The organism is Microbacterium sp. LMI13-1-1.1, assembly GCF_040815625.1.
In the GTDB taxonomy this organism is placed as follows: Bacteria; Actinomycetota; Actinomycetes; order Actinomycetales; family Microbacteriaceae; genus Microbacterium; species Microbacterium forte.
Map to the genome: position 1 here is coordinate 43,607 of NZ_JBFPNL010000005.1, position 18,933 is coordinate 62,539.

Annotated in this window: 19 protein-coding genes and 1 tRNA gene; 8 read left to right on the top strand and 12 right to left on the bottom strand. The window is 68.5% G+C overall.

Annotation, left to right across the window (positions count from 1 at the left end; translation table 11 throughout):
* Window positions 1-78 precede the first annotated feature (78 nt).
* Window positions 79-957, top strand: a complete 879-nt coding sequence (locus tag MRBLMI13_RS07040; protein WP_309691842.1) for a serine protein kinase RIO — start codon at window positions 79-81, stop codon at window positions 955-957.
* Window positions 958-1,010: 53 nt separating this feature from the next.
* Here MRBLMI13_RS07040 and speB read toward each other — a convergent pair whose 3' ends face one another.
* The 4 genes from speB to MRBLMI13_RS07060 are packed head-to-tail and all read right to left on the bottom strand — an operon-like array spanning window position 1,011 to window position 6,611.
* A complete protein-coding gene (gene speB / locus MRBLMI13_RS07045; protein ID WP_367821430.1) occupies window positions 1,011-1,961 on the bottom strand; it encodes an agmatinase in 951 nt (316 codons plus the stop codon).
* Between the two features lie 2 nt (window positions 1,962-1,963).
* Complete coding sequence (locus MRBLMI13_RS07050) at window positions 1,964-3,589, bottom strand: thiamine pyrophosphate-binding protein (protein ID WP_367821432.1); 1,626 nt, start codon at window positions 3,587-3,589, stop codon at window positions 1,964-1,966.
* A 14-nt stretch (window positions 3,590-3,603) separates the two neighbouring features.
* Complete coding sequence (locus MRBLMI13_RS07055; RefSeq protein ID WP_367821434.1) at window positions 3,604-5,292, bottom strand: amidohydrolase; 1,689 nt, start codon at window positions 5,290-5,292, stop codon at window positions 3,604-3,606.
* Window positions 5,289-6,611 (bottom strand): MFS transporter, encoded by a 1,323-nt coding sequence (locus MRBLMI13_RS07060; protein ID WP_367821436.1) that lies wholly within the window; start codon window positions 6,609-6,611, stop codon window positions 5,289-5,291. Before MRBLMI13_RS07060 ends, MRBLMI13_RS07055 begins: the two co-directional genes overlap by 4 nt.
* A 221-nt stretch (window positions 6,612-6,832) precedes the next feature.
* Between MRBLMI13_RS07060 and MRBLMI13_RS07065 the strand changes: the two genes are divergently transcribed.
* From MRBLMI13_RS07065 to MRBLMI13_RS07075, 3 genes are read left to right on the top strand one after another with little or no spacing between them, the layout of a single operon-like run.
* Window positions 6,833-7,732, top strand: a complete 900-nt coding sequence (locus tag MRBLMI13_RS07065; protein ID WP_367821438.1) for an Lrp/AsnC family transcriptional regulator — start codon at window positions 6,833-6,835, stop codon at window positions 7,730-7,732.
* A gap of 51 nt (window positions 7,733-7,783) precedes the next feature.
* The gene (locus MRBLMI13_RS07070; protein WP_042536853.1) at window positions 7,784-9,196 is read left to right on the top strand and encodes an MFS transporter; all 1,413 of its coding nucleotides are present in this window, start codon (window positions 7,784-7,786) and stop codon (window positions 9,194-9,196) included.
* Window positions 9,197-9,223: 27 nt separating this feature from the next.
* Window positions 9,224-10,144, top strand: a complete 921-nt coding sequence (locus MRBLMI13_RS07075) for a cation diffusion facilitator family transporter (protein ID WP_367821440.1) — start codon at window positions 9,224-9,226, stop codon at window positions 10,142-10,144.
* A 22-nt stretch (window positions 10,145-10,166) separates the two neighbouring features.
* Here the strand turns inward: MRBLMI13_RS07075 and MRBLMI13_RS07080 are convergent, their stop codons facing one another.
* On the bottom strand, window positions 10,167-11,603 hold the full coding sequence (locus tag MRBLMI13_RS07080; RefSeq protein ID WP_367821442.1) for an HNH endonuclease signature motif containing protein: 1,437 nt from the start codon (window positions 11,601-11,603) through the stop codon (window positions 10,167-10,169).
* 170 nt (window positions 11,604-11,773) lie between these two features.
* Window positions 11,774-12,379: a MarR family winged helix-turn-helix transcriptional regulator gene (locus MRBLMI13_RS07085; protein WP_367821444.1), complete on the bottom strand. Its 606-nt coding sequence runs from the start codon at window positions 12,377-12,379 to the stop codon at window positions 11,774-11,776.
* Window positions 12,380-12,484: 105 nt separating this feature from the next.
* On the opposite strand from MRBLMI13_RS07085, the gene MRBLMI13_RS07090 reads away from it, so the two are divergent.
* A complete protein-coding gene (locus tag MRBLMI13_RS07090) occupies window positions 12,485-13,324 on the top strand; it encodes a MarR family winged helix-turn-helix transcriptional regulator (RefSeq protein ID WP_367821446.1) in 840 nt (279 codons plus the stop codon).
* Window positions 13,325-13,415: 91 nt separating this feature from the next.
* Here MRBLMI13_RS07090 and MRBLMI13_RS07095 read toward each other — a convergent pair whose 3' ends face one another.
* A complete protein-coding gene (locus tag MRBLMI13_RS07095; RefSeq protein WP_309691873.1) occupies window positions 13,416-14,000 on the bottom strand; it encodes a TetR/AcrR family transcriptional regulator in 585 nt (194 codons plus the stop codon).
* A gap of 87 nt (window positions 14,001-14,087) precedes the next feature.
* On the opposite strand from MRBLMI13_RS07095, the gene MRBLMI13_RS07100 reads away from it, so the two are divergent.
* On the top strand, window positions 14,088-14,522 hold the full coding sequence (locus MRBLMI13_RS07100; RefSeq protein WP_367821448.1) for a DUF6069 family protein: 435 nt from the start codon (window positions 14,088-14,090) through the stop codon (window positions 14,520-14,522).
* Between the two features lie 16 nt (window positions 14,523-14,538).
* Here MRBLMI13_RS07100 and MRBLMI13_RS07105 read toward each other — a convergent pair whose 3' ends face one another.
* The 3 genes from MRBLMI13_RS07105 to dcd are packed head-to-tail and all read right to left on the bottom strand — an operon-like array spanning window position 14,539 to window position 15,824.
* Window positions 14,539-14,754 (bottom strand): DUF2283 domain-containing protein, encoded by a 216-nt coding sequence (locus tag MRBLMI13_RS07105; RefSeq protein ID WP_042536860.1) that lies wholly within the window; start codon window positions 14,752-14,754, stop codon window positions 14,539-14,541.
* The gene (locus MRBLMI13_RS07110) at window positions 14,747-15,217 is read right to left on the bottom strand and encodes a hypothetical protein (protein ID WP_367821450.1); all 471 of its coding nucleotides are present in this window, start codon (window positions 15,215-15,217) and stop codon (window positions 14,747-14,749) included. The genes MRBLMI13_RS07105 and MRBLMI13_RS07110 overlap by 8 nt, the downstream gene beginning before the upstream one ends.
* A gap of 1 nt (window position 15,218) precedes the next feature.
* Window positions 15,219-15,824 (bottom strand): dCTP deaminase, encoded by a 606-nt coding sequence (dcd, locus tag MRBLMI13_RS07115; protein ID WP_042536862.1) that lies wholly within the window; start codon window positions 15,822-15,824, stop codon window positions 15,219-15,221.
* 93 nt (window positions 15,825-15,917) lie between these two features.
* Between dcd and MRBLMI13_RS07120 the strand changes: the two genes are divergently transcribed.
* Window positions 15,918-15,991 (top strand) — tRNA-Gly (locus tag MRBLMI13_RS07120).
* Between the two features lie 60 nt (window positions 15,992-16,051).
* Here the strand turns inward: MRBLMI13_RS07120 and MRBLMI13_RS07125 are convergent.
* A complete protein-coding gene (locus tag MRBLMI13_RS07125) occupies window positions 16,052-17,191 on the bottom strand; it encodes a zinc-binding alcohol dehydrogenase family protein (protein WP_367821453.1) in 1,140 nt (379 codons plus the stop codon).
* A gap of 126 nt (window positions 17,192-17,317) precedes the next feature.
* On the opposite strand from MRBLMI13_RS07125, the gene MRBLMI13_RS07130 reads away from it, so the two are divergent.
* A complete protein-coding gene (locus MRBLMI13_RS07130) occupies window positions 17,318-17,833 on the top strand; it encodes a TetR/AcrR family transcriptional regulator (RefSeq protein ID WP_367821455.1) in 516 nt (171 codons plus the stop codon).
* A gap of 50 nt (window positions 17,834-17,883) precedes the next feature.
* Here MRBLMI13_RS07130 and MRBLMI13_RS07135 read toward each other — a convergent pair whose 3' ends face one another.
* The gene (locus MRBLMI13_RS07135) at window positions 17,884-18,915 is read right to left on the bottom strand and encodes a hypothetical protein (protein ID WP_367821457.1); all 1,032 of its coding nucleotides are present in this window, start codon (window positions 18,913-18,915) and stop codon (window positions 17,884-17,886) included.
* Window positions 18,916-18,933 lie beyond the last annotated feature (18 nt).

The window sequence follows — 18,933 nt, forward strand, 5'->3', positions numbered from 1 at the left end:
TGCCTCTCGCCGACATCCTTCCTCTCGAGGCCTCTCGCTCCTGATCCGCGCGTGGCCTCCCTCTCTCGGAGCCACATCGTGTCTGATCTCTTCGCTTCTTCCGAAGCATCCTCTTCGTCCTCCTTCTTCGACGCATCCCCTTTCGATTCCGTCCCCACCTTCGCCGACGTCGAACCCGGTGAGCACCAGCGCTGGACCACCTGGCCGGCGATCACCCCGTCGGAGCGAGGGCCGCTCCCCTGGCCCGAATGGGTGGTGACGAGCGCCGGCGCACTCGACACCGAACTCGGCATCCTCAAGACCGGCAAGGAGGCGGACGTGTTCCTGCTCGAGCGCGCGGTGCCGGATGACCCGACCCAGCGCACCCTGCTCGCGGCGAAGCGCTACCGCGACTCCGACCACAGCAGCTTCCACCGCTCGGGCGTCTACACCGAGGGCCGCAGCACGAGGAACACCCGTGACACCCGAGCCCTCGCGAAGAAGTCCGAACACGGCCGAGCCGTCGCCGCCCTGCAATGGTCGTTCGCCGAGTTCGACGCGCTGTGCCGCATGTGGGAGCTCGGCGCGCCGGTGCCCTACCCCGTGCAGGTCAACGGCACCGAGCTGCTGATGGAGTTCATCGGCGACGCGTCAGGAGTCGCGGCGCCCCGGTTGGCGGCCGTGCGCAGCGACCGGACCGAGCTCGCCGGTCTCTACGATCAGATCGTCGATCTCATGCGGATCTTCGCCGCGGCGGGCTTCGCCCACGGCGACCTCTCGGCCTACAACCTGCTGGTGCACGAGGGTCGCGTGCGGGTGATCGACCTGCCGCAGATCGTCGACATCATCGCCAACCCCCAGGGCCTCGACCTGCTGCACCGCGACTGCGTCAACATCTGCGAGTGGTTCACCCGCCGCCGCGTCGAGCGCGACGCCGAAGAGCTCTTCGCCGAGATGCTCGCGGCATCGTATGCGTGAGGGGTGTCCCCGACGCGGCCGAGTCGGCTGCGGCCGAGTCAGCTGCGGCCGAGTCAGCTGCGGCCGATACGGGCGGCGAGCAGCGACACCAGCTCGTACACGACGTGGCTCGCCGCGATGCCGGTGATCTGCGCATGGTCGTACGCGGGCGACACCTCGACGACGTCGGCGCCCACGATGTCGCTGTCTCCGAGGGCACGGAGGATGCGCAGCAGCTCGCGGCTCGTGAGTCCCCCGGCCTCGGGTGTTCCGGTGCCCGGTGCGTGCGCGGGATCGAGCACGTCGATGTCGATCGACACGTACAGCGGCCTGTCTCCGATGCGCTGCAGGATGCGCTGGATGCCGGCCTCGACGCCGTGCTCCTCGATGTACTCGCTCGACACGATCGAGAATCCGAGGCGCTCGTCGTCTTCGAGGTCCTGCTTCGAGTACAAGGGCCCGCGCGTGCCGACGTGGCAGCTCGCGGTGAGGTCGATCAGCCCCTCCTCGCTCGCGCGGCGGAACGGCGTGCCGTGTGTGATCGGGGCGCCGAAGTAGGTGTCCCAGGTGTCGAGGTGGGCGTCGAAGTGCAGCACGGCGACCGGGCCGTGCTTCGCCGCCACCGCCCGCAGCAGCGGCAGCGCGACCGTGTGGTCGCCGCCGATCGTGACGATGCGCTGCACCTGCTCGCCGAGCGCGAGCGCGGCGCGTTCGACCTCGGTCACCGCCTCGGTGAGGTCGAACGGGTTGACCGGGATGTCACCGGCATCCACCACCTGCGCGATCGCGAACGGCGACACGTCCTGAGCGGGGTTGTACGGGCGCAGGAGCCGCGAGGACTCGCGCACGTGCGACGGGCCGAAGCGCGTGCCGGGGCGATAGCTCACGCCGGAGTCGAAGGGGATGCCCACGACGGCGATGTCGGCGCGGGGCACGTCTTCGATCCGCGGCAGGCGGGCGAAGGTCGCGATCCCGGAGTACCGGGGGTTCACGGAGGCGTCGATGGGGCCCACGTTCTCGGTCATGATCAGTCCTGTCTCTGCGTGGGGATGTGCACGAGCTGCACTCCGCCGGCGGCGATGGCGTCGCGGATGCTCGGCACGATGTCGTCTCGGTCGTCGACCCGACGCCCGGTGGCGCCGAAGGCGGTCGCCAGCGCCGCCCAGTCGGGCTGCACCAGGTCGACGCCGATGGGGGTCATGCCTCGGTCGACCTCGTTCTGACGGATCTCGGCGTAGCCGCCGTTGTCGACGCACACGATGGTGACGTCGAGCCGCTGTTCGACGGCCGTCACGAGCTCATTGACGCAGAACATCAGCGCACCGTCTCCGATCACGGTGACGACGGGATGCGCGGTCTGCGCCACCCTGGCGCCGATCGCGGCGGGAAGGCCGTAGCCGAGGGTCGCATAGGTGGGCGTGTAGAGCAGGGAGTGCGGATGCTGCGAGCGCAGCACGCTGCCGAGCGCCATGTAGACGATCTGCGAGGAGTCGCCGGCGACGATCGCGTCATCGGGGAGAGCGTCGGCGATGAGCTCGGCCAGCGCGACCGCCTCGGGGGCGGTGTCGCGCATCTCTGCCTCGATCGCGGCGCGCTCGATGGTCAGGTCTCGAGCTGCCCTGCCCTCGTCGGGCAGCAGCGCGAGCAGGGCGGCGCTCACCGCGGCGGCGTCACCGACGATCCCCACGGTCGCGTCGAGATTCTTGTTCAGCTGCAGAGGCGAGATGTCGATGCGCACGACGGCGCCGCGCGCCTCCAACCGCGGAGCCCAGAGTTCGGCCTCACCGAGCTTCGATCCGATGACGAGCACCACGTCGGCGTCTTCGGCCACCTCGCGGGCGGCAGCGAGACGCAGGTTCGAGCCAAGCGACAGCGGATGCCGCTCGTCGACGACGCCCTTGCCGTTGAGCGTGGTGAGCACCGGGGCACCGAGGCGTTCAGCGAGTGCGGTGACCTCGTGCGCGGCATCGACCGACCCGCCACCCGCGACGATGACCGGCCGCTGCGCACCCTGCAGCAGACGTGCGGCATCGGCGAGAGCTGACGGATCACCCGACACCCGCGGAGGCATCACCCTGGGGTGGCGCGCCTCCGCGGGGACATCGGCCGGGGCCTCGAGCACGTCGAGGGGGATCTCGATGTGCACGGGGCGGGGGCGGCCGGTCTGGAAGAGCGTGAAGGCGTCGTGCACCGCATCGACCGCCTCGGCGGCGCTGGACACTCGGCGCGACCACTCGGCGATCGCGCCGACCATGGCCGTGGCATCCTTCGTCTCGTGCAGGGTGCCGACATCGGCGAACTCGGCGCCCAGCGGCACCCCGGGAGACAGCACGATCAGCGGCCGTGATTCGCAGAACGCCGTGCCGATCGCGCTCATGGCGTTCTGCAGACCGGGGCCGGAGGTCGTGATGACGACACCGGGAAGACCCGTCTGCTGCGCCCAGCCGTCGGCGCCGTAGCCCGAGCCCTGCTCGTGCCTGTTCGTCACCGCGCGGATGCCGAGATCGGCGAGCGGGCGGTACAGCTCGAGGTTGTGCGTGCCCGGGATGCCGAAGATCGCATCGACGCCGTAGGCGCGGATGGTCTCGAGCACCGCGCGACCGGCGGTATCGGCGTAGCGGTCGGCGGTATCGGCGTAGCGGTCGTCTGTCATGGTGGCATCCTCGCTCATGCCGAGACCATGACTGCGGCGCCGACGTGACGGCGTGTGCCGTCGACCCACGTCTCGCGCACGGCGATCGACGAGATCTCCTCGGCGTCGACGGCCAGCGGGTCGTCGGAGAGCACGACGAAGTCGGCGTACTTGCCGACCTCGAGCGAGCCGAGGTCGTCTTCGCGGCCGATCGACACGGCGCCTTCGATCGTGTGCGCGCGCAGAGCCGAGAGGGCGGAGACCCGCAGATCGTCTGGCCCGAGCTTGTGCCCCCGACGGGTCACGCGGGTGACGGCCGTCTGGATCGCCTCGAGCGGAATGGGCTCGGCCACCGGAGCATCCGACGAGATCGTGAACGGCACCCCCGCCCTCTCGAACTCGCCGAGGGGGTTGAAGCGCTCGCCCGGGGTGCCGATCGCTTCTTCGACGCCCTCGCCCCAGTTGAAGTAGTGCTGGGTCTGGTTGACCGGGCGGATGCCGGAGACCGCCATCCGGTCGATCTGCTCGGGCGTCGGCAGACCGCAGTGCTCGATGCGGTGCCGCGCATCGGAGTCGGGCCGCTCGGCGAGCGCCGCCTCGATCGCCGACACGACCATCTCGATCGCCGTCGGCGACTGCGCGTGTGTCGCCGTCTGCAGGCCCGCCGCGTGCGCCCGGCTGATCAGCGCCGCGTATTCGGCGGGCTCGTGATACAGCTGACCGGTGCGGCAGGGGTCTCCGACATACCCGTCGGGGAAGTACGCCGTCCAGCCGCCGAGCGTGCCGTCGGCGTAGAGCTTGATGCCGGCGAAGCTGAGGTGGGCGTTGCCGAACTGCCCCACGAGACCCATCTCGAGCGCCTCGTCGAGCAGGTGCGACAGCAGGTACATCGACACCCGCAGCTCGAGGCGGCCGGCCTCGGCGAGACGCAGATACATGTCGAACTCGCGTCGGGTGACCTGACAGTCGCCGATCGAGGTGACTCCCCCGGCGAGGAACCGCTGCGTGGCGGCATCCAGCTGACGCAGGTGCTCCTCCGGCTCGTCGGCGAGGTGGAAGTTCGGTCCGTGGTGGCCGATCTTCACACCGTGCACGCCGGTGAGGATGTTGCAGGCGGCATCCGAGAGCTCGCCCGTCAGCTCGCCGTCGGCGTCGCGGAAGAACTCGCCGCCGTCGGGATTCGGCGTGTCACGGTCGACGCCGTTCTTGGCGAGTGTGTACGAGTTGACGACGCCGCCGTGGCCCGAGGCGTTCATCAGGTAGACCTCTCGGTCGGCGGCGACCTCGTCGAGCTCGAAGCGGGTGGGATGCCGCTTCTCGGCGAGGTTGCGCTGCTCGTAGCCGTAGCCGCGCACCGGGCGTCCGGCGGGTGCGTCCACCGCCGCCGCCTTCAGCAGCGCCACGATCTCGGAGATGCTGTCGGCCTTCTCGGGTCCGCAGTCGACCCACGTCATCAGCTGCCCGAACATCAGCGGGTGGGCGTGCGCATCGACGAAGCCGGGAACGATCACCGCGTCACCGAGGTCGACGTGGTCGGGTGCGAGCCCCGCGCGCTCCGCCGCGGCCCGGCACTCGGCCGGAGTGCCGATCGCGAGGATCCGGCCGCGATCGGTGAGCATGGCGGTCGCCGTCGTGGCATCCGCATCCACCGTCCGGATCACGCGAGCCGTGAACAGCTGCGGGATCGTCTGGGCGGAGCGGTCGAAGGGAGTGATCTTTCTCATGGCAGCCTGTTCGCGGTCGTGTCGGTGCGGGCGGTGAAGGATGCCGTGACGGGGGCCTCATCCGAGTGCTGCGGGGCGAGCTTCGTGCAGATGCCGGCGATCACAGCCATGCCGGTGAACATCGCGAGGACCGACCAGATGTTGCCTGTCCAGGCGATGAGCCGCGTCGCGAACCAGGGCGAGAACCCTGCCCAGATCGCGGCACCCACGCCGTAGGACAGCGCGATCGACGTGTACCGGGACTGCGGACGGAACATCTGGGCGAGCAGGGCGGCGATCGGGGCGTAGGTCGCGCTCATCGCGATGCGCACCAGCGAGGCGAAGAGGAAGATCAGCGGCTCGACGCGTCCGGGGAGGATCAGCAGGAACGGGACGAAGGTGAGCACCGAAGTGATCAGACCGATGTACATCACGTTCTTGCGGCCCCACTTGTCGCCCAGCCAGGCGACCGGCAGAGTCACGACGAACTCGACGAAGGAGGCGATCGTCATCGCGTCGAGGATCACGCGCTCGTCGATCGCGATCGGGTCGCCCGTCGCATAGGCCGTGGCGAAGGTCGTCGCAAGGTAGTAGCCGCCGGTCGAGATGGGCAGGATGCCGATGCCGAGCAGGATCGGACGCCAGTTGGTGCGCAACGCGTAGGCCAGGGGCATCGACTGCTTGCGCCCCTCGATCTTCGTCTCGAAGACCGGGGTCTCCTCGACGCGGTAGCGCACCCAGAACCCGACGCCGACCAGCACGATCGACAGCAGGAACGGGATGCGCCAGCCGCCGTTGATGATGAAATCGTCGCCGACGCGCGACATGATCGCGAAGATGCCCGAGGCCAGCAGGGCGCCGGCCGGGTTGCCGAGCTGAGTGAAGCCGCCGTAGAAGGTCTTCGACTTCTCGGGGGCGTGCTCGACGCTCATCAGCACGGCGCCGCCCCATTCGCCGCCGACCGCGAGGCCCTGGACGGCACGGAGCAGGATCAGAAGGATCGGAGCGAGGATGCCGATGTTCTCATACGTGGGCAGGCAGCCCACGAGCACGGTCGCCGCGCCCATGAGCAGCAGCGTGATGACGAGCGACGTGCGCCGGCCGAGCTTGTCGCCGATGTGGCCGAAGATGATGCCGCCGAGCGGGCGGACGAGGAACGCGACGGCGAACGTCGCGAAGGCCGCTGCGGTCTCGGCGAGCCGGTCGCCACTCGGGAAGAACAGTGGACCGAAGACGAGGGCGGCAGCGGTCGCGTAGACGTAGAAGTCGTACCACTCGATGGTGGTGCCGACGAAGGCGGCGAAGCCTGCGCGTCGCGCCTTGCTGTGGGTGGAAGTCATGTGTGGCCCGCTCCTTTGCGGAAGATGTCGGATAGCGAAGGATGCTACGGACGTGTGGACGCGAGGACAAGGTCAGAACTCCAGTGTGAAGCGTGATTCACTGATGTTGTGCTCGCTGGATCACGCACTATTCGCCTACCCAACCGCCGCAACGGCTCTTACACTGCAGTTATGCACCTGCGGCGGCGCGTTCGCGGGAAACTGACGAATATGGGTGATCCATGGATTTCGACGCCGAACTGATCCGCGCTCTTCAGGAAGACGGTCGCGCCAGCATCCGCTCGCTGTCGCTGCGCCTCGGACAGTCGAGAGCCGCGGTCGCCGCCCGACTGCGCACGATGCTCGACGACCGCACCGTGCGCGTCGTGGCAGCGGTGGATCCGGTGTTCCTCGGTCAGCACGTGCTCGCGCACGTGTCGATCCGCACCGATGGGGCCGTGGAGATCGTCGCCGAGCACCTGCGCGACATGAGCGAGACCGTACTCGTCTCGGCGGTCGGCGGTGCCCACGATCTCGTCACCGAGGTGCGCCTGGGCACCATGGCGGATCTGCACGACCTGCTGGCGCAGATCCGAGCGATCGACGGCGTGCTCGACATCAACACGATCATCTACTCGACCGTCGTGAAGGGCTTCTTCGTCTCGGAGTACCACGGTGACGTCACGCTCGACACGGTCGATGAAGGCCTCATCGAACGGCTGCAGTCCGACGGACGCATGAGCTTCCGTGCACTCGGCGAGGCCGTGCGCCTCTCTCCCTCGGCTGTCGCGACCCGGGTGCAGCGACTGATCGACGGCGGGGTGATCAAGATCAGCGCTGTGGAGGCCAGGGGCCTCGCGCACAGACAGCTGTCGATGGGCGTCGGCCTCAACCTCAACCACGACGACGAGGCGGTGATCGAGGAGTTGAAGACCGGGCGAGGGATCGACTTCGCCGCCCGCACCCTCGGGCGCTTCGACGCGGTGGCCACGCTGGTCGAGCCTTCTGCGGGGGCGCTGTACGCGAGTCTCGAGCGGCTGAGGTCGCTGGCCGGCGTCACCCGCATCGAGGCATGGCTGCACCTGGCCGTGCTCAAAGAGGACTACGCGCGGACGCTGCGCGAGCCGATGCCCCACCCCTGACGTGCGGCGCGCCGTCACCGTCCGTTCACCGCGCGCCGTCAGACTGCGATCATGAGCGAATCCCCGCAGAGCGGCGCGGTGCCCGAGCCCGCCGCGACGGCGAACAGCGGCGCGGTCGGCGTGATCGGCCTCGACCTGCGCGGCGAGACCCCCGCACCGAAGAAGCAGGTCTACTCGTGGGCGCTGTGGGACTGGGCGACGCAGCCCTTCAACACCGTCATCCTCACCTTCATCTTCACGGCGCTGTATCTCACGACCGAGGCGTTCCTTCCGGCGGAGATCGCCGGCCTCGACGCGAAGGACCCGATCCGCGAGGCGGCCGAGGCGGACCTCGCCTCGGGTCTGGGCCTCGGGTCGACGATCGCCGGGATCGCGATCCTCCTGATCGCACCGGTGCTGGGTCAGCGCGCGGATGCCGCGGGGCGCCAGAAGCTCTGGCTCGGGATCGGCACCGGGGCGCTCGTCGCCTGCATGCTCGGCCTGTGGTTCGTCGAACCGACGCCGACGCTGTTCTGGCTCGGCGTCGCGCTGATCTCGGCAGGGTCCGTCTTCGGCGAGATCGCCGCGGTCAACTCGAACGCCATGCTGATCGGCATCGCGAACCCGAAGACCGTCGGGCGCATCTCGGGCCTCGGCTGGGGCTTCGGCTACATCGGCGGCATCCTCGCACTGGTGCTCGTCGTCGTCTTCTACGTCTTCGACTGGTTCGGCCTGCCGGATGACGCGGGACTGCCGTTCCGCATCATCGCGGTCGCCTGTGCGCTCTGGGCGATCGTCTTCTCGATCCCGATCTTCCTCAACGTGCCGGAGCCGTCGCTCGGACGCCCCGAACGCAAGGTCGGCTTCTTCGCCTCCTACGGCCTGCTGGTGAAGGACGTCGTCGGCCTGTACCGCAACCCCGACACTCGTCAGACGTTCTGGTTCCTGCTGTCGAGCGCCGTGTTCCGCGACGGGCTCGGCGGCGTCTTCGCCTTCGGCGCCGTGATCGCCAGCCAGGTGTTCGACTTCGGCTTCCTCGACCTCGTGATCTTCGGCATCGCCGCGAACCTCATCGCGGGCGTCTCGACGATCATCGCCGGGCGCTACGACGACCGCTTCGGCCCGAAGCGGATCATCCTCGTCTCCCTCGCCGCCATGGTTGTCGCAGGCCTCGCGGTGTTCTTCCTGGTGGATGCCGGAACGGTCGTCTTCTGGATCGGCGGTCTGGTGCTCTGCGCCTTCGTCGGCCCCGCCCAGGCGGCGTCGCGGTCGTTCCTCGCCCGCATCACACCTGCCGGGCGCGAGGGAGAGATCTTCGGCCTGTATGCGACGACCGGGCGGGCGGCGAGCTGGATGGCATCGGGCGCCTGGACTCTGCTGATCGTGCTTTCGGGCTCGACGTCGTACGGCATCCTGGGCATCGTGCTGGTGCTGATCGCCGGGTTCCTGCTGCTGCTGCCGGTGAAGGCGACGCAGCGCGGCTGAGAGGCGATGCGGGAGTAGCCTGACCGCGTGACGGTCATCATCGCTTTTCTCGCCAACATCCTCGTCGCGATCGCCAAGACGATCGCTGCGGTGATCACGTCTTCGGCGTCGATGGTCGCCGAGGCGGCGCATTCGTGGGCGGATGCCGGCAACGAGGTGTTCCTGCTCATCGCCGACCGCCGGGGCGCGAGGGTGAAGGATGAGCGGCATCCGCTCGGCTACGGACGTGCGGCGTTCGTGTGGTCGTTGATCGCGGCGTTCGGGATCTTCACCGCGGGGTCGATCGTGTCGATCATGCACGGCGTGCAGGAACTCGCCGAGACGGGCCCCGTAGAGAGCCCCGGGGTGGCGTACACCGTGCTCGGCATCGCCTTCGTGCTCGAGGGTGCGTCGTTCACGCAGGCGATGGTGAAGTCGCGACGGTTGGCGCGCGAGCGCGGATCGTCGACCTGGGACTATGTGCTCGAGACCAGCGACACGACGCTGCGGGCGGTGTTCTTCGAGGACATGGCCGCCCTGATCGGACTGGTGATCGCGGCCGGTGCGATCGCGATGCACCAGATCACCGGAGTCGCCGCGTGGGATGCCGTGGGGTCGATCCTCGTCGGCGTGCTGCTCGGGGTGGTCGCGGTCATCCTCATCGGCCGCAACATCGCGTTCCTCGTGGGCTCGAACGCGTCGCCCGCATTGCGCGATCGCGTCGGGCGCGCACTGCTCTCGTCGCCGCAGATCCAGCGGCTCACCTATCTGCACATCGAGTACGTGGGCCCGAACCGACTCTTCATCGTGGCCGAGGTCGATCTGACCGGAGACGCCCGCGAGCACGATGTGGCCCGGAGCCTGCGCGCGATCGAACAGCAGATCGAGGCGCATCCGGTCGTCGAGACCGTGGTGCTGTCGCTGTCGGTCGATGACGAGAAGTCGCTGGAGTTCGGCGAGGTCTCCTGAACCTCTCACCCGGGACGCCGAATCATCCGGCGGGAGCAAGGGCCGACGCTTCCGGAAGACTGAGCCGCGGGGTGCGCCATCGCTGTGCCGGGTCCCACCATGCCGGTCCCCGCACTTGCGGAATGCCGTCGTCCATCCGGATCTCCCACCCGGACGTGCCCAGACTTCGGTGGTGCCACCAGCACAACGGCACACCGTTGTCCGTATGCGTCGGCCCACCCCTGGCGTGCTCGGTGACGTGGTGGATCTCGCACCACGACGCCGACACGTGACACCCCGGAATGAGACATTCCCTGTCGCGCGCGATGATCGCGCGGCGTTGGTGCACGGAGAACACCCGATCCGTCGTGGTGATCCCGATGATCCGACCCTCGTCGAGAAGGACCCGCTGTATCGTCCCCGAGCATCCGACGTGCGAGGCGACACTCGCGGGCAGCTGTCCCCACGCACCGCTGACGCTCGCGCGCCCAGTGCCGTTCTCGAGGTCCTTCGCATCCACCGTCACGACCAGAGTCGGGGACGCGCCGCCGAGAGTGGGCATGTCTCGGTGTCGGGCGGCGATCGCCAGGGCGACGGCGAATGCGTCGTGCCGCTTCTGCGCCGCCGTGCGGTCATCGATGACGGCACGCGGATCAGAGTTGTACGGATCGTCGTCGTCGGCCGCGCCCGAATCGGTGGGAGTGAACGCCACGCCCGGCATCGGCGGACCGTCGCCTTTGGGGTTGTTCACCGCATCGAGGATCAGCTCGAGCTGGGCCGCGACCTCGGGCGTCAGGTACCCCTTGATCGACCGCAGTCCGTCGCGTACCCGCCCGAGGGTGATCCCCCGGCGGCGGGCAGGCTCATCGCCGGGCTCGTCTCCGTCGGGGTCGAGCAGCGAGACCAACGTCTCTGCAAGGAGCTTCAGCTCGTCGAGCGTCGGGGCCGGGCCCTGCACCTCTGCGCCGGGGCCGGCCTGCGGGTCGGGCCTGACGCCCCTCGCCGCACGGGCGAGGCACTCGTCGGCGTCGAGCCGGTCAGCGGCGCTGATGCGATATGACACCTTCTCGATCGACTCGGTTGCGGCGAGCATCCCAGCGACTCCGATCGCACCGTCGAGCATCGCCTCTCGCAGCGCCGGCCACCGTGCAGGCATGCGGTCACCGGAGACCAGGTTCACCCTCCGCCGCACCAGGTCGACGACCTTCCCGACGCGCGTCGCCCCGCGCAGGTCTGTCAGCAGCGTGCGCTGCAGCAGTTCGCTCTGCGTGCGGCATCCGGTGGAATGCGGGAACTCCACCGCATCCCCCGTCGCGATCGTCTCGACCACCACGGCCTCGACCCGACGGAACGCTGCGCCCGCCGCCTGCAGCACCTCCACCCGTTCTGCGTCGGACAATCCGGCGAGCGCGTCATCGGACAGCACCCGATCGAGGTCGGCGACGACCTGATCGAGGAGGGCGCGAGTGCGGGATGACATGACTCCATCCAACTCGGGGCCGCCGACATTCAGACCGCAGAATCGAGCACTTTTCGACCAGATCAGAAGCATATTCCGGAACACCGGATGAGCGTTCCGGAACACCGGTCAGCGATCGCGGAACACCGGCGATCGGTAACGCCGGCCGACAGCGCACGTCACGTGCGTGCTCAGCTCTCCCAGTTGTCGGCGAGCTTGTTCAGCAGCGTCGCGAGCTGGTCGCGCTCGTCATCGGTGAAGGCCGCGAGCGCCTTCCCCAGCGCCTCTCGCCGTTCGCCCCGCATCCCACGGGCGATCTTCCGACCCTCGTCGGTCAGCGCGATCCGGGTGCGCCGCGCATCGTCGGGGTCGGCCTCACGGCGCACGAAGCCGTGCGCGACCCCCTGCTGCACGAGCCTCGATGCTCGGGGCTGGTCGACGCCGATCGCCGCACCGAGGTCACTGACGCTGAGCGGGGCCGACGCCGCGGCGAGCGCCTCGAGCATCCGCATGCGAGCAGGTCCGCCGAAACGTCCGGACGGGTCGTTCATCCAGGGCGGCATGCCCGGATGCCGAGGGCGCCCGTGCCCGTGATGCCCCTGGTCGGAATGGCCCGAATCGCCCGAACCGTCTGCGTGGTCGGCATGGCCCGCGTGGTCGGAGTGCGGCCCGCCGTGCCACCCGTGCGGCCCGCCCATGCCGCGCGGGCCGCGCCCGCGCTCGCCAGGACGGCGTCCGCGCAGGCGCGACAGGGCGCGGGCTATGGCCTCGGCGGGGTCGTTCTCAGCGGAGCTCACGATTCGATTTTACATGCGACTTGACATGGATCATCACTGCATGTCACACTACATATACATGCATAGTGACAAGCACATGCCCCATGACATCTAAGGACTCCACTCATGAACACCTCTGACACTCAGAACACAGACAGCACCCACCGCCCCTTCGGCTACTGGCTGAAGGCCGTCGACCGCCTGATGGCGGCCGAGTTCGACTCCGCATTCGAGGGCGAGCACGCCAGCCGCCGCGACTGGCGGATCCTCAACGTCATCGATGGCACCGCGCCCGCCCGTCGCCCCCTGAACGCCCACAAGCTGCATGCCCTCGTCGAGCGTGGCTGGGTCGTCGCCGACGGCGACGGCTGGACGCTGACCGACGACGGCCGTGCGGCCAAGGAACGCCTCGGCCGCATCGTCGACGGCATCCGCGCCAAGGTCACGGACGCCGTGAGCCCCGAAGCCCTCGAGACCACGATGAGCTCGCTCGAGCAGATCGCCCGTGCGTTCGGCTGGGACGAAGAGACTCCGCTCCCCCGTGGACGCGGTCGTCGTCACGGCTTCGGACCCCGCGGCTTCGGTCGCGGCTTCGGTCGCGGCTTCGCGCCCGAGCACGGGTTCGGCCCCGGCCATCCCGGACGTGGCTTCGGCCGTCGCCACGGACACCCGTTCGGACGCGGTCGCGGCTTCGCACCCGGGTTCGACTCCGAGCACGAGCACGGAGCGGATGCCGAGCTCAGCGGCCACGACTGCGGACACCGCGGGCACCCGGGGCACGACCGCTTCGCGGACGCATACGATCGCGCGCACCACGGTCGCGCAGGCGCCGGGCACGCAGACGGCGGGCACGAGCACGGCAGGCACGAAGGGCCCCGCCACGGCGAGCACCGCGTCGCCCGTGCGGCGCAGCACGCCTATGAGCGCGGCTTCGACGCCGGGTTCTCCCGCGGTCGCGACGCCTGACGGCATCCGTCAGCAGGCACCTGATCCACAGAACGCCCCGTTCGCTCCGGCGAACGGGGCGTTCGCCGTTCACCGGGAATGGGGCCACCTCCTACCGGAGAGCGGGAAGGACGACTTCGTCCACCAGCTGCACCACCGCATCCGGTTCGAGCGCACGCCGGCGCAGACTGATGCTGCCGAACGCGGCGGTCGGCACGAGACCCGCGATGAGCGCGACCGGAGCGTCCGCCCGGACCTCGCCCCGCTCGATCCACCGCTCTATCACCACGCCGAGCGCAGCGACGGGCGGTCCTCCGACCACTCGATAGGCGACGTCGCGCAACTCGTCGTCGCGGCCGATCTCGCTCAGGATGCTGGCGAGCACGCCCGCCGTCCGTTCATCCGCCTGGGCGAAGTGCATCGCCGCGGCGATGAGATCACCGCGGAGCGTTCCGGTGTCCGGAACCGCGGCGGTCACCTGCAGCGCCCGGACAGCCGCCACGACGAGTTCGGCCTTGTTCTCCCAGCGACGGTAGATGGCGGACCGTCCGCAGCGCGCACGATCAGCGACCGCGCCGATCGTCGTGCCGGCATAGCCGTTCTCGATGAGGAGCTCCTGAACAGCGTCGAGGATCGCCCCCTCGACGCCGGGGTCGCGGGGACGCCCTGCGCGCCGATTCGATTCGTCTTCGCTCATCGCACCCCATTGTATATTCCGGTATCGAGCAGTACCGTTATATCCGGTACTGATCAGTACCGGAAGGACATCAGCGAAGGAGTCGTCATGGTCACCACCACCACCCGCGGGGATCTGCACGCCACCGGTTCACGGTTGCGTCGCGCCCTCATACTCGCCGCCGCCGTGGCCATCGCGATCGCGGCGAACTCCATGGTCGCCCTCATCGCCGTCGCCGCCGGCGCGCCGACGACCTACGGCCCGCTGACGTTTCCCGCCTTCAGCCTGTTCACCACCGTGGGCGTCGTCGCCGGGTGGATCGGATGGTCGCTCGTGCGCCGCCACGCGCGCGACCCCCGCCGCACTCTCACCATGGTCGTGCCGATCGTGACCGTGGCGTCGTTCGTCCCCGACGTTCTGCTGCTCGCCCTGCGCTTCATCCCCGGGACGACAGTGAGCGCCGTCATCGCACTGATGGTCATGCACCTCGTGGTCGTCGCCGTGGCAGTGCCCGCGTACATGTGGGCGTCACGGTCGAGCTGACGGAACCCGCTGTATGTCAGACGGCGCGGCCCTCCGGACGGAGCAACCGAGAGGCACCGAGGAGTTCGATGCCGAGCAGATGGCCGTCCTCGTCGAAGTCGAGGAACAGCTCACCCGAGACGCCGTCCGGCAGGTCGACCGGAACGGTTCGTGCAACCTCGCCGTCGGCGATCGGAGCACCCAGAGTCACATACGCGGCATCGACCTCGGGGTCGTATCTCAGATCACCCATGCCACATCGCCGCGGTGACCGCACCGGGCTCGCCGGGTGCCATCGCGAACGGCACGCTCGTGCCGAGGTAGACCGCCCCGGCGATGGCTGCTCCGAGGAGCACGATGAGGAACGCGAAGATCACGAAAGTCAGCGCGCCGTATCCGCCTGATGTCGGCGCCTCGGGCGCGACGGACGGCTGCGCCCAGTCCTCCGCGACCGGCGCAGGTTGGTCGCCGGTGAGGATCGCCGGCTTCGGCCGCGATCGGCGCGTCGACGGGAGCATCGCCTCCGGGGGAGGCGGCGGAATGACCGCATCCGGAATCGCAGACTCCGACGGAGGCGGCGGGATCACCGCATCCGGAATCGCAGACTCCGACGGAGGCGGCGGGATCAGACCGTCCGGGATCGGGATCTCGGCCGGCGGCGGCGGAACGACAGCGTCCTCCGACGGGATGTACGGATCTCTGCTGTCACCGCTCATGTCAGCCCCCTACGGCTCCGACGTCGGTCGTTCCGACGTCGGTCTTGTGGAAGTTCTGGAACGAGCGGGATGCCGTGGGTCCGCGCTGTCCCTGGTAGCGGTTGCCGTACGGGCCGGAGCCGTACGGGTTCTCAGCCGGAGAGGTCAGCCGGAAGAAGCACAACTGTCCGATCTTCATGCCCGGCCACAGCTTGATCGGCAGCGTCGCGACATTCGCGAGCTCGAGCGTCACGTGCCCCGTGAAGCCGGGGTCGATGAAGCCGGCGGTCGAGTGCGTGATCAGCCCCAGGCGACCGAGTGACGACTTGCCCTCGAGGCGGGCAGCGATGTCATCGGCCAGCGAGACCTGCTCGAACGTCGCGCCGAGCGCGAACTCACCGGGGTGCAGGATGAACGGCTCGTCGGGGTCGACCTCGATCAGCCGAGTCAGCTCCGGCTGATCGACCGACGGGTCGATGAACGGGTACTTGTGGTTGTCGAAGAGACGGAAGTAGCGGTCGAGGCGCACGTCGATGCTCGACGGCTGGATCATCTCCGGCTCGTGCGGGTCGAGACCGATGTGGCCGGAGGCGAGTTCTGCTCTGATGTCGCGGTCGCTGAGAAGCACGGCCCCAGCCTAGTCACCACACGCGGCCGACACTTTGGCCATGACGGATCGTGCGGGTAGGCTTGCGTTCACCCGCTCCTCGGATGCGGGTACGGGGCTGTAGTTCAATGGCAGAACTTCTGCTTCCCAAGCAGATAGCGCGGGTTCGATTCCCGTCAGCCCCTCCATACATGTGACGCCCCGCTCGCTGTTCCCGCGACGCACTCCGGCTCCTCCTCATGGATCCATCACGGATTCGTCGGTGGGTGGTCGAGGGTGATGACGAGTTTCCGTGCCGATACGCCACGGCGAAGGGTGTCGATGGCTTCTTGGATGGCCGAAAGCCCGCGTCCTGCGATGTGGGCCTCCGGGTAGAGGTGGTGGCTGCCCGAAGCGAGAGCGGCAGGGAGATACCCGCCCCAGACGGCCGGACCCACGGGAGACGTGGCGATGGCGCTTCCCCAGATGAATGATGCCCTGATGCCGCGAGCGCGACTGCGCACCTGCACGAGGGCGGTCCTCGTTCCGAGCTTCAGGAAGAGGCGGATGCGGGCGAGGGAGAGACCGCCACGGCGGGGTTGTTCGTAGAACGAGACGGGAGGGCTCGCCATCGCGATCCGCGTGGCATCGGTGGCGCGGGCGATCCTCAGACAGGGCTCGGCCGATCCCACCGCGACGGCGAGGATCCCCGCCACGGCGGAGCCGCCGACCGCTTCGACGATCCGATTCGCCGCTTCCGGGTCGCGATAGTCGAAGGCGGCTTCTGCTCCCAGTCGCCTCATCCGGTCATGGTTCTTCGCAGAGGCCGTCGTGATGACGCGATAACCGGCCGCTCGGGCGAGTTGGATCGCATTGCCTCCGACGGCTGTCGCGCCGCCCCAGACCACGACGACCTCATCGCGATGCGCCGCGTCTCCGAGACGGGAGTAGTCCAGTCCCAGCTGCTCCTTCTCGAACAGGCCGGCCGCCGCTGTGGACACCGCCAGCGGCAGGACGGCGGCATCCTCGAAAGCGGTGGTGGCCGGCAGAGCGGCGGCCAGGCTCGCATCGACCGCGACGTAGGTCTGGAAGCCGCTCTCGGAGACGGCATCCCGACCCTTCTCCAAGCCCATCGCATACGCCACGACGCGGTCTCCGACGACGAAGTCGTCCACGCCCGCTCCGGTCTCGACGACCACGCCCGCGACGTCCTCCCCGAGGATCACCGGGTAGCGCAACCATCCGTACATGACAGTGCCGTTGGACTGGATGATCGCATCGAGCGGATTCACCGCCACCGCATGCACCTCGAGCAAGAGCTGCCCCGCCCCCGGCTTCGGCATCGGGGCATCTCGAATCGCCAGGTCCGCATAGGCGGAATCGATCCACGCCGCAGTGTTGTCGCTCATTTTCCTCTGCTCTCCGAATCCGATGACACCTCGTGTCATCACAGTCGAGCTTACGACAGTTCGTGTCATCATTGTTGTATGCCTCGATGGTCACCGGATGCTGCACTGCGGTTGGAAGCTGCAGCGATGAACCTGTTCACCGACCAGGGGTACTCGGGAACCACGGTTCCCCAGATCGCCGAGGCGGCGGGACTGACCACGCGGACGTTCTTCCGCCACTTCTCCGACAAACGGGATGTCCTGTTCCTCCGAGATCGCGAGTTCCCCCAAGCGGTGAGCGACTTCATGGAGTCCATCCCGCAAGAACGCGGCGGGACGGCCACCGTGCGCGCAGGCCTCGCGGCAGCATGCCGAGGCCTCCAGGAGTGGCGGGAGCAGATCGCACGTCGACGCAGCATCATCCGCAGCGAACCCGCGCTGCACGAACGCGATCTTCTGCGCAGTCACTACCTCGCGCGCGCCATCGAACGGTCACTGAACCAGCGCGGCATCACCCCTGAGCACGCGCATACCCTGGCCGCCCTCGCGGTGACGTGTTTCGACCTCGCGATGGACCGATGGCTGGAAGGCCCCTCCGATCTCTCACTCGAGGATGCCCTGACTGCGGTGTGGACCGACATGCAGGGATGGATCAACGGGTGACATCGCCGGCGGGAGCGATCGTTCTTCGGCGCGTCACGCGTCGGTAGCTGTCAGAGGTCTTCCCAGGGGGTGAACTCGACCGTCACGTCATCTCCGTCGACCGTGTACGTGCCGATGAGATCGGTCCTATAGTCGGTCGTGCCGGTTCCGGACGAGGCTCCCCCCTCCGGGCGGTACCAGAAGACGACGTCGACCATGAATCGGTGGTCGGTTCGAAAGGTCACGTTGTACGGGGCCCGGATGACCCCGATCGTCGACGGATCCTGTTGCCTCAGGAGCAGAGGACAGGCCGCATCCGCCGAGGTCCCGGGTTCGACACACGCATCGGCTCGGACGTTCGCCGCATCCGTCAGCGCCGTCTGCAGCGCCTCCGTCGCCGCGACCGAGAGTTCGGCCGTCGCTGTCGGCGGGACGGCTGCCAGCTCATCGGTCGCGACTGTGAAGTAGGTACCCAGGTCTGGGCCGATCAGATCATAGACGGCGGGATACACCTGCACCGGCTCCGACCGCGAGTCCGCAGACACCCCGGCGACCTCTTTCACGGCGAGCTCGAGTTCGGTGCCGGCGAGATCGACCTGCTCCACACCCGTGAGGGAGATGCTGTCCCGCACGGCCACGGTCGCCTCGACCGTCAGCGGCGAGTCGGGGCGCCATCCCGGCTGCAGCAGCCAGTAGGCACCCGCATCTCTCGTCATCGTGAACGTATGTGTGAAGGTCTGCGAGGCGAGCTCCATCGCACCCCTCACCTCCGCGGTGTCGCCCTCATGCTTCTTCGTGGTGACGGACACCACCTCGATACGCTCGGTGGCAGCACCGAGAATGTCGTCGGTCAGGTACGTCGCATCGATACCGGATGCATCCGGGTCGACGATCTGCGCGGCGGTGGAGGCATCGCCGTCGGCGATCGCCGCGAGGTACGAGTGCACTGCCTCCGACGGATCACTGGAGTTCGCCACCAGTGCTGCCGCGGTCAGATAACCGCCGACCGCAAGCGCGACGGCACCCAGGGTGATCCACACGCGCCGCTCGCGTCGAGCCGCACGCGCCGTCGGTGAACTGCCAGTCGTCGAAGCTGTCGTCACTGATCGATCCCTGTCCCT

What these genes read in the sequence shown, in the direction of transcription:
- MRBLMI13_RS07095 (WP_309691873.1), bottom strand. Translation starts at nt 14,000, where the DNA reads ATGAGCGAAGACGAATCGAATCGGCGCGCAGGGCGTCCCCGCGACCCC.
- MRBLMI13_RS07090 (WP_367821446.1), top strand. Translation starts at nt 12,485, where the DNA reads ATGAACACCTCTGACACTCAGAACACAGACAGCACCCACCGCCCCTTC.
- MRBLMI13_RS07050 (WP_367821432.1), bottom strand. Translation starts at nt 3,589, where the DNA reads ATGACAGACGACCGCTACGCCGATACCGCCGACCGCTACGCCGATACC.
- MRBLMI13_RS07080 (WP_367821442.1), bottom strand. Translation starts at nt 11,603, where the DNA reads ATGTCATCCCGCACTCGCGCCCTCCTCGATCAGGTCGTCGCCGACCTC.
- MRBLMI13_RS07125 (WP_367821453.1), bottom strand. Translation starts at nt 17,191, where the DNA reads ATGAGCGACAACACTGCGGCGTGGATCGATTCCGCCTATGCGGACCTG.
- MRBLMI13_RS07065 (WP_367821438.1), top strand. Translation starts at nt 6,833, where the DNA reads ATGGATTTCGACGCCGAACTGATCCGCGCTCTTCAGGAAGACGGTCGC.
- speB (WP_367821430.1), bottom strand. Translation starts at nt 1,961, where the DNA reads ATGACCGAGAACGTGGGCCCCATCGACGCCTCCGTGAACCCCCGGTAC.
- MRBLMI13_RS07100 (WP_367821448.1), top strand. Translation starts at nt 14,088, where the DNA reads ATGGTCACCACCACCACCCGCGGGGATCTGCACGCCACCGGTTCACGG.
- MRBLMI13_RS07130 (WP_367821455.1), top strand. Translation starts at nt 17,318, where the DNA reads ATGAACCTGTTCACCGACCAGGGGTACTCGGGAACCACGGTTCCCCAG.
- MRBLMI13_RS07110 (WP_367821450.1), bottom strand. Translation starts at nt 15,217, where the DNA reads ATGAGCGGTGACAGCAGAGATCCGTACATCCCGTCGGAGGACGCTGTC.
- MRBLMI13_RS07105 (WP_042536860.1), bottom strand. Translation starts at nt 14,754, where the DNA reads ATGGGTGATCTGAGATACGACCCCGAGGTCGATGCCGCGTATGTGACT.
- MRBLMI13_RS07060 (WP_367821436.1), bottom strand. Translation starts at nt 6,611, where the DNA reads ATGACTTCCACCCACAGCAAGGCGCGACGCGCAGGCTTCGCCGCCTTC.
- MRBLMI13_RS07070 (WP_042536853.1), top strand. Translation starts at nt 7,784, where the DNA reads ATGAGCGAATCCCCGCAGAGCGGCGCGGTGCCCGAGCCCGCCGCGACG.
- MRBLMI13_RS07055 (WP_367821434.1), bottom strand. Translation starts at nt 5,292, where the DNA reads ATGAGAAAGATCACTCCCTTCGACCGCTCCGCCCAGACGATCCCGCAG.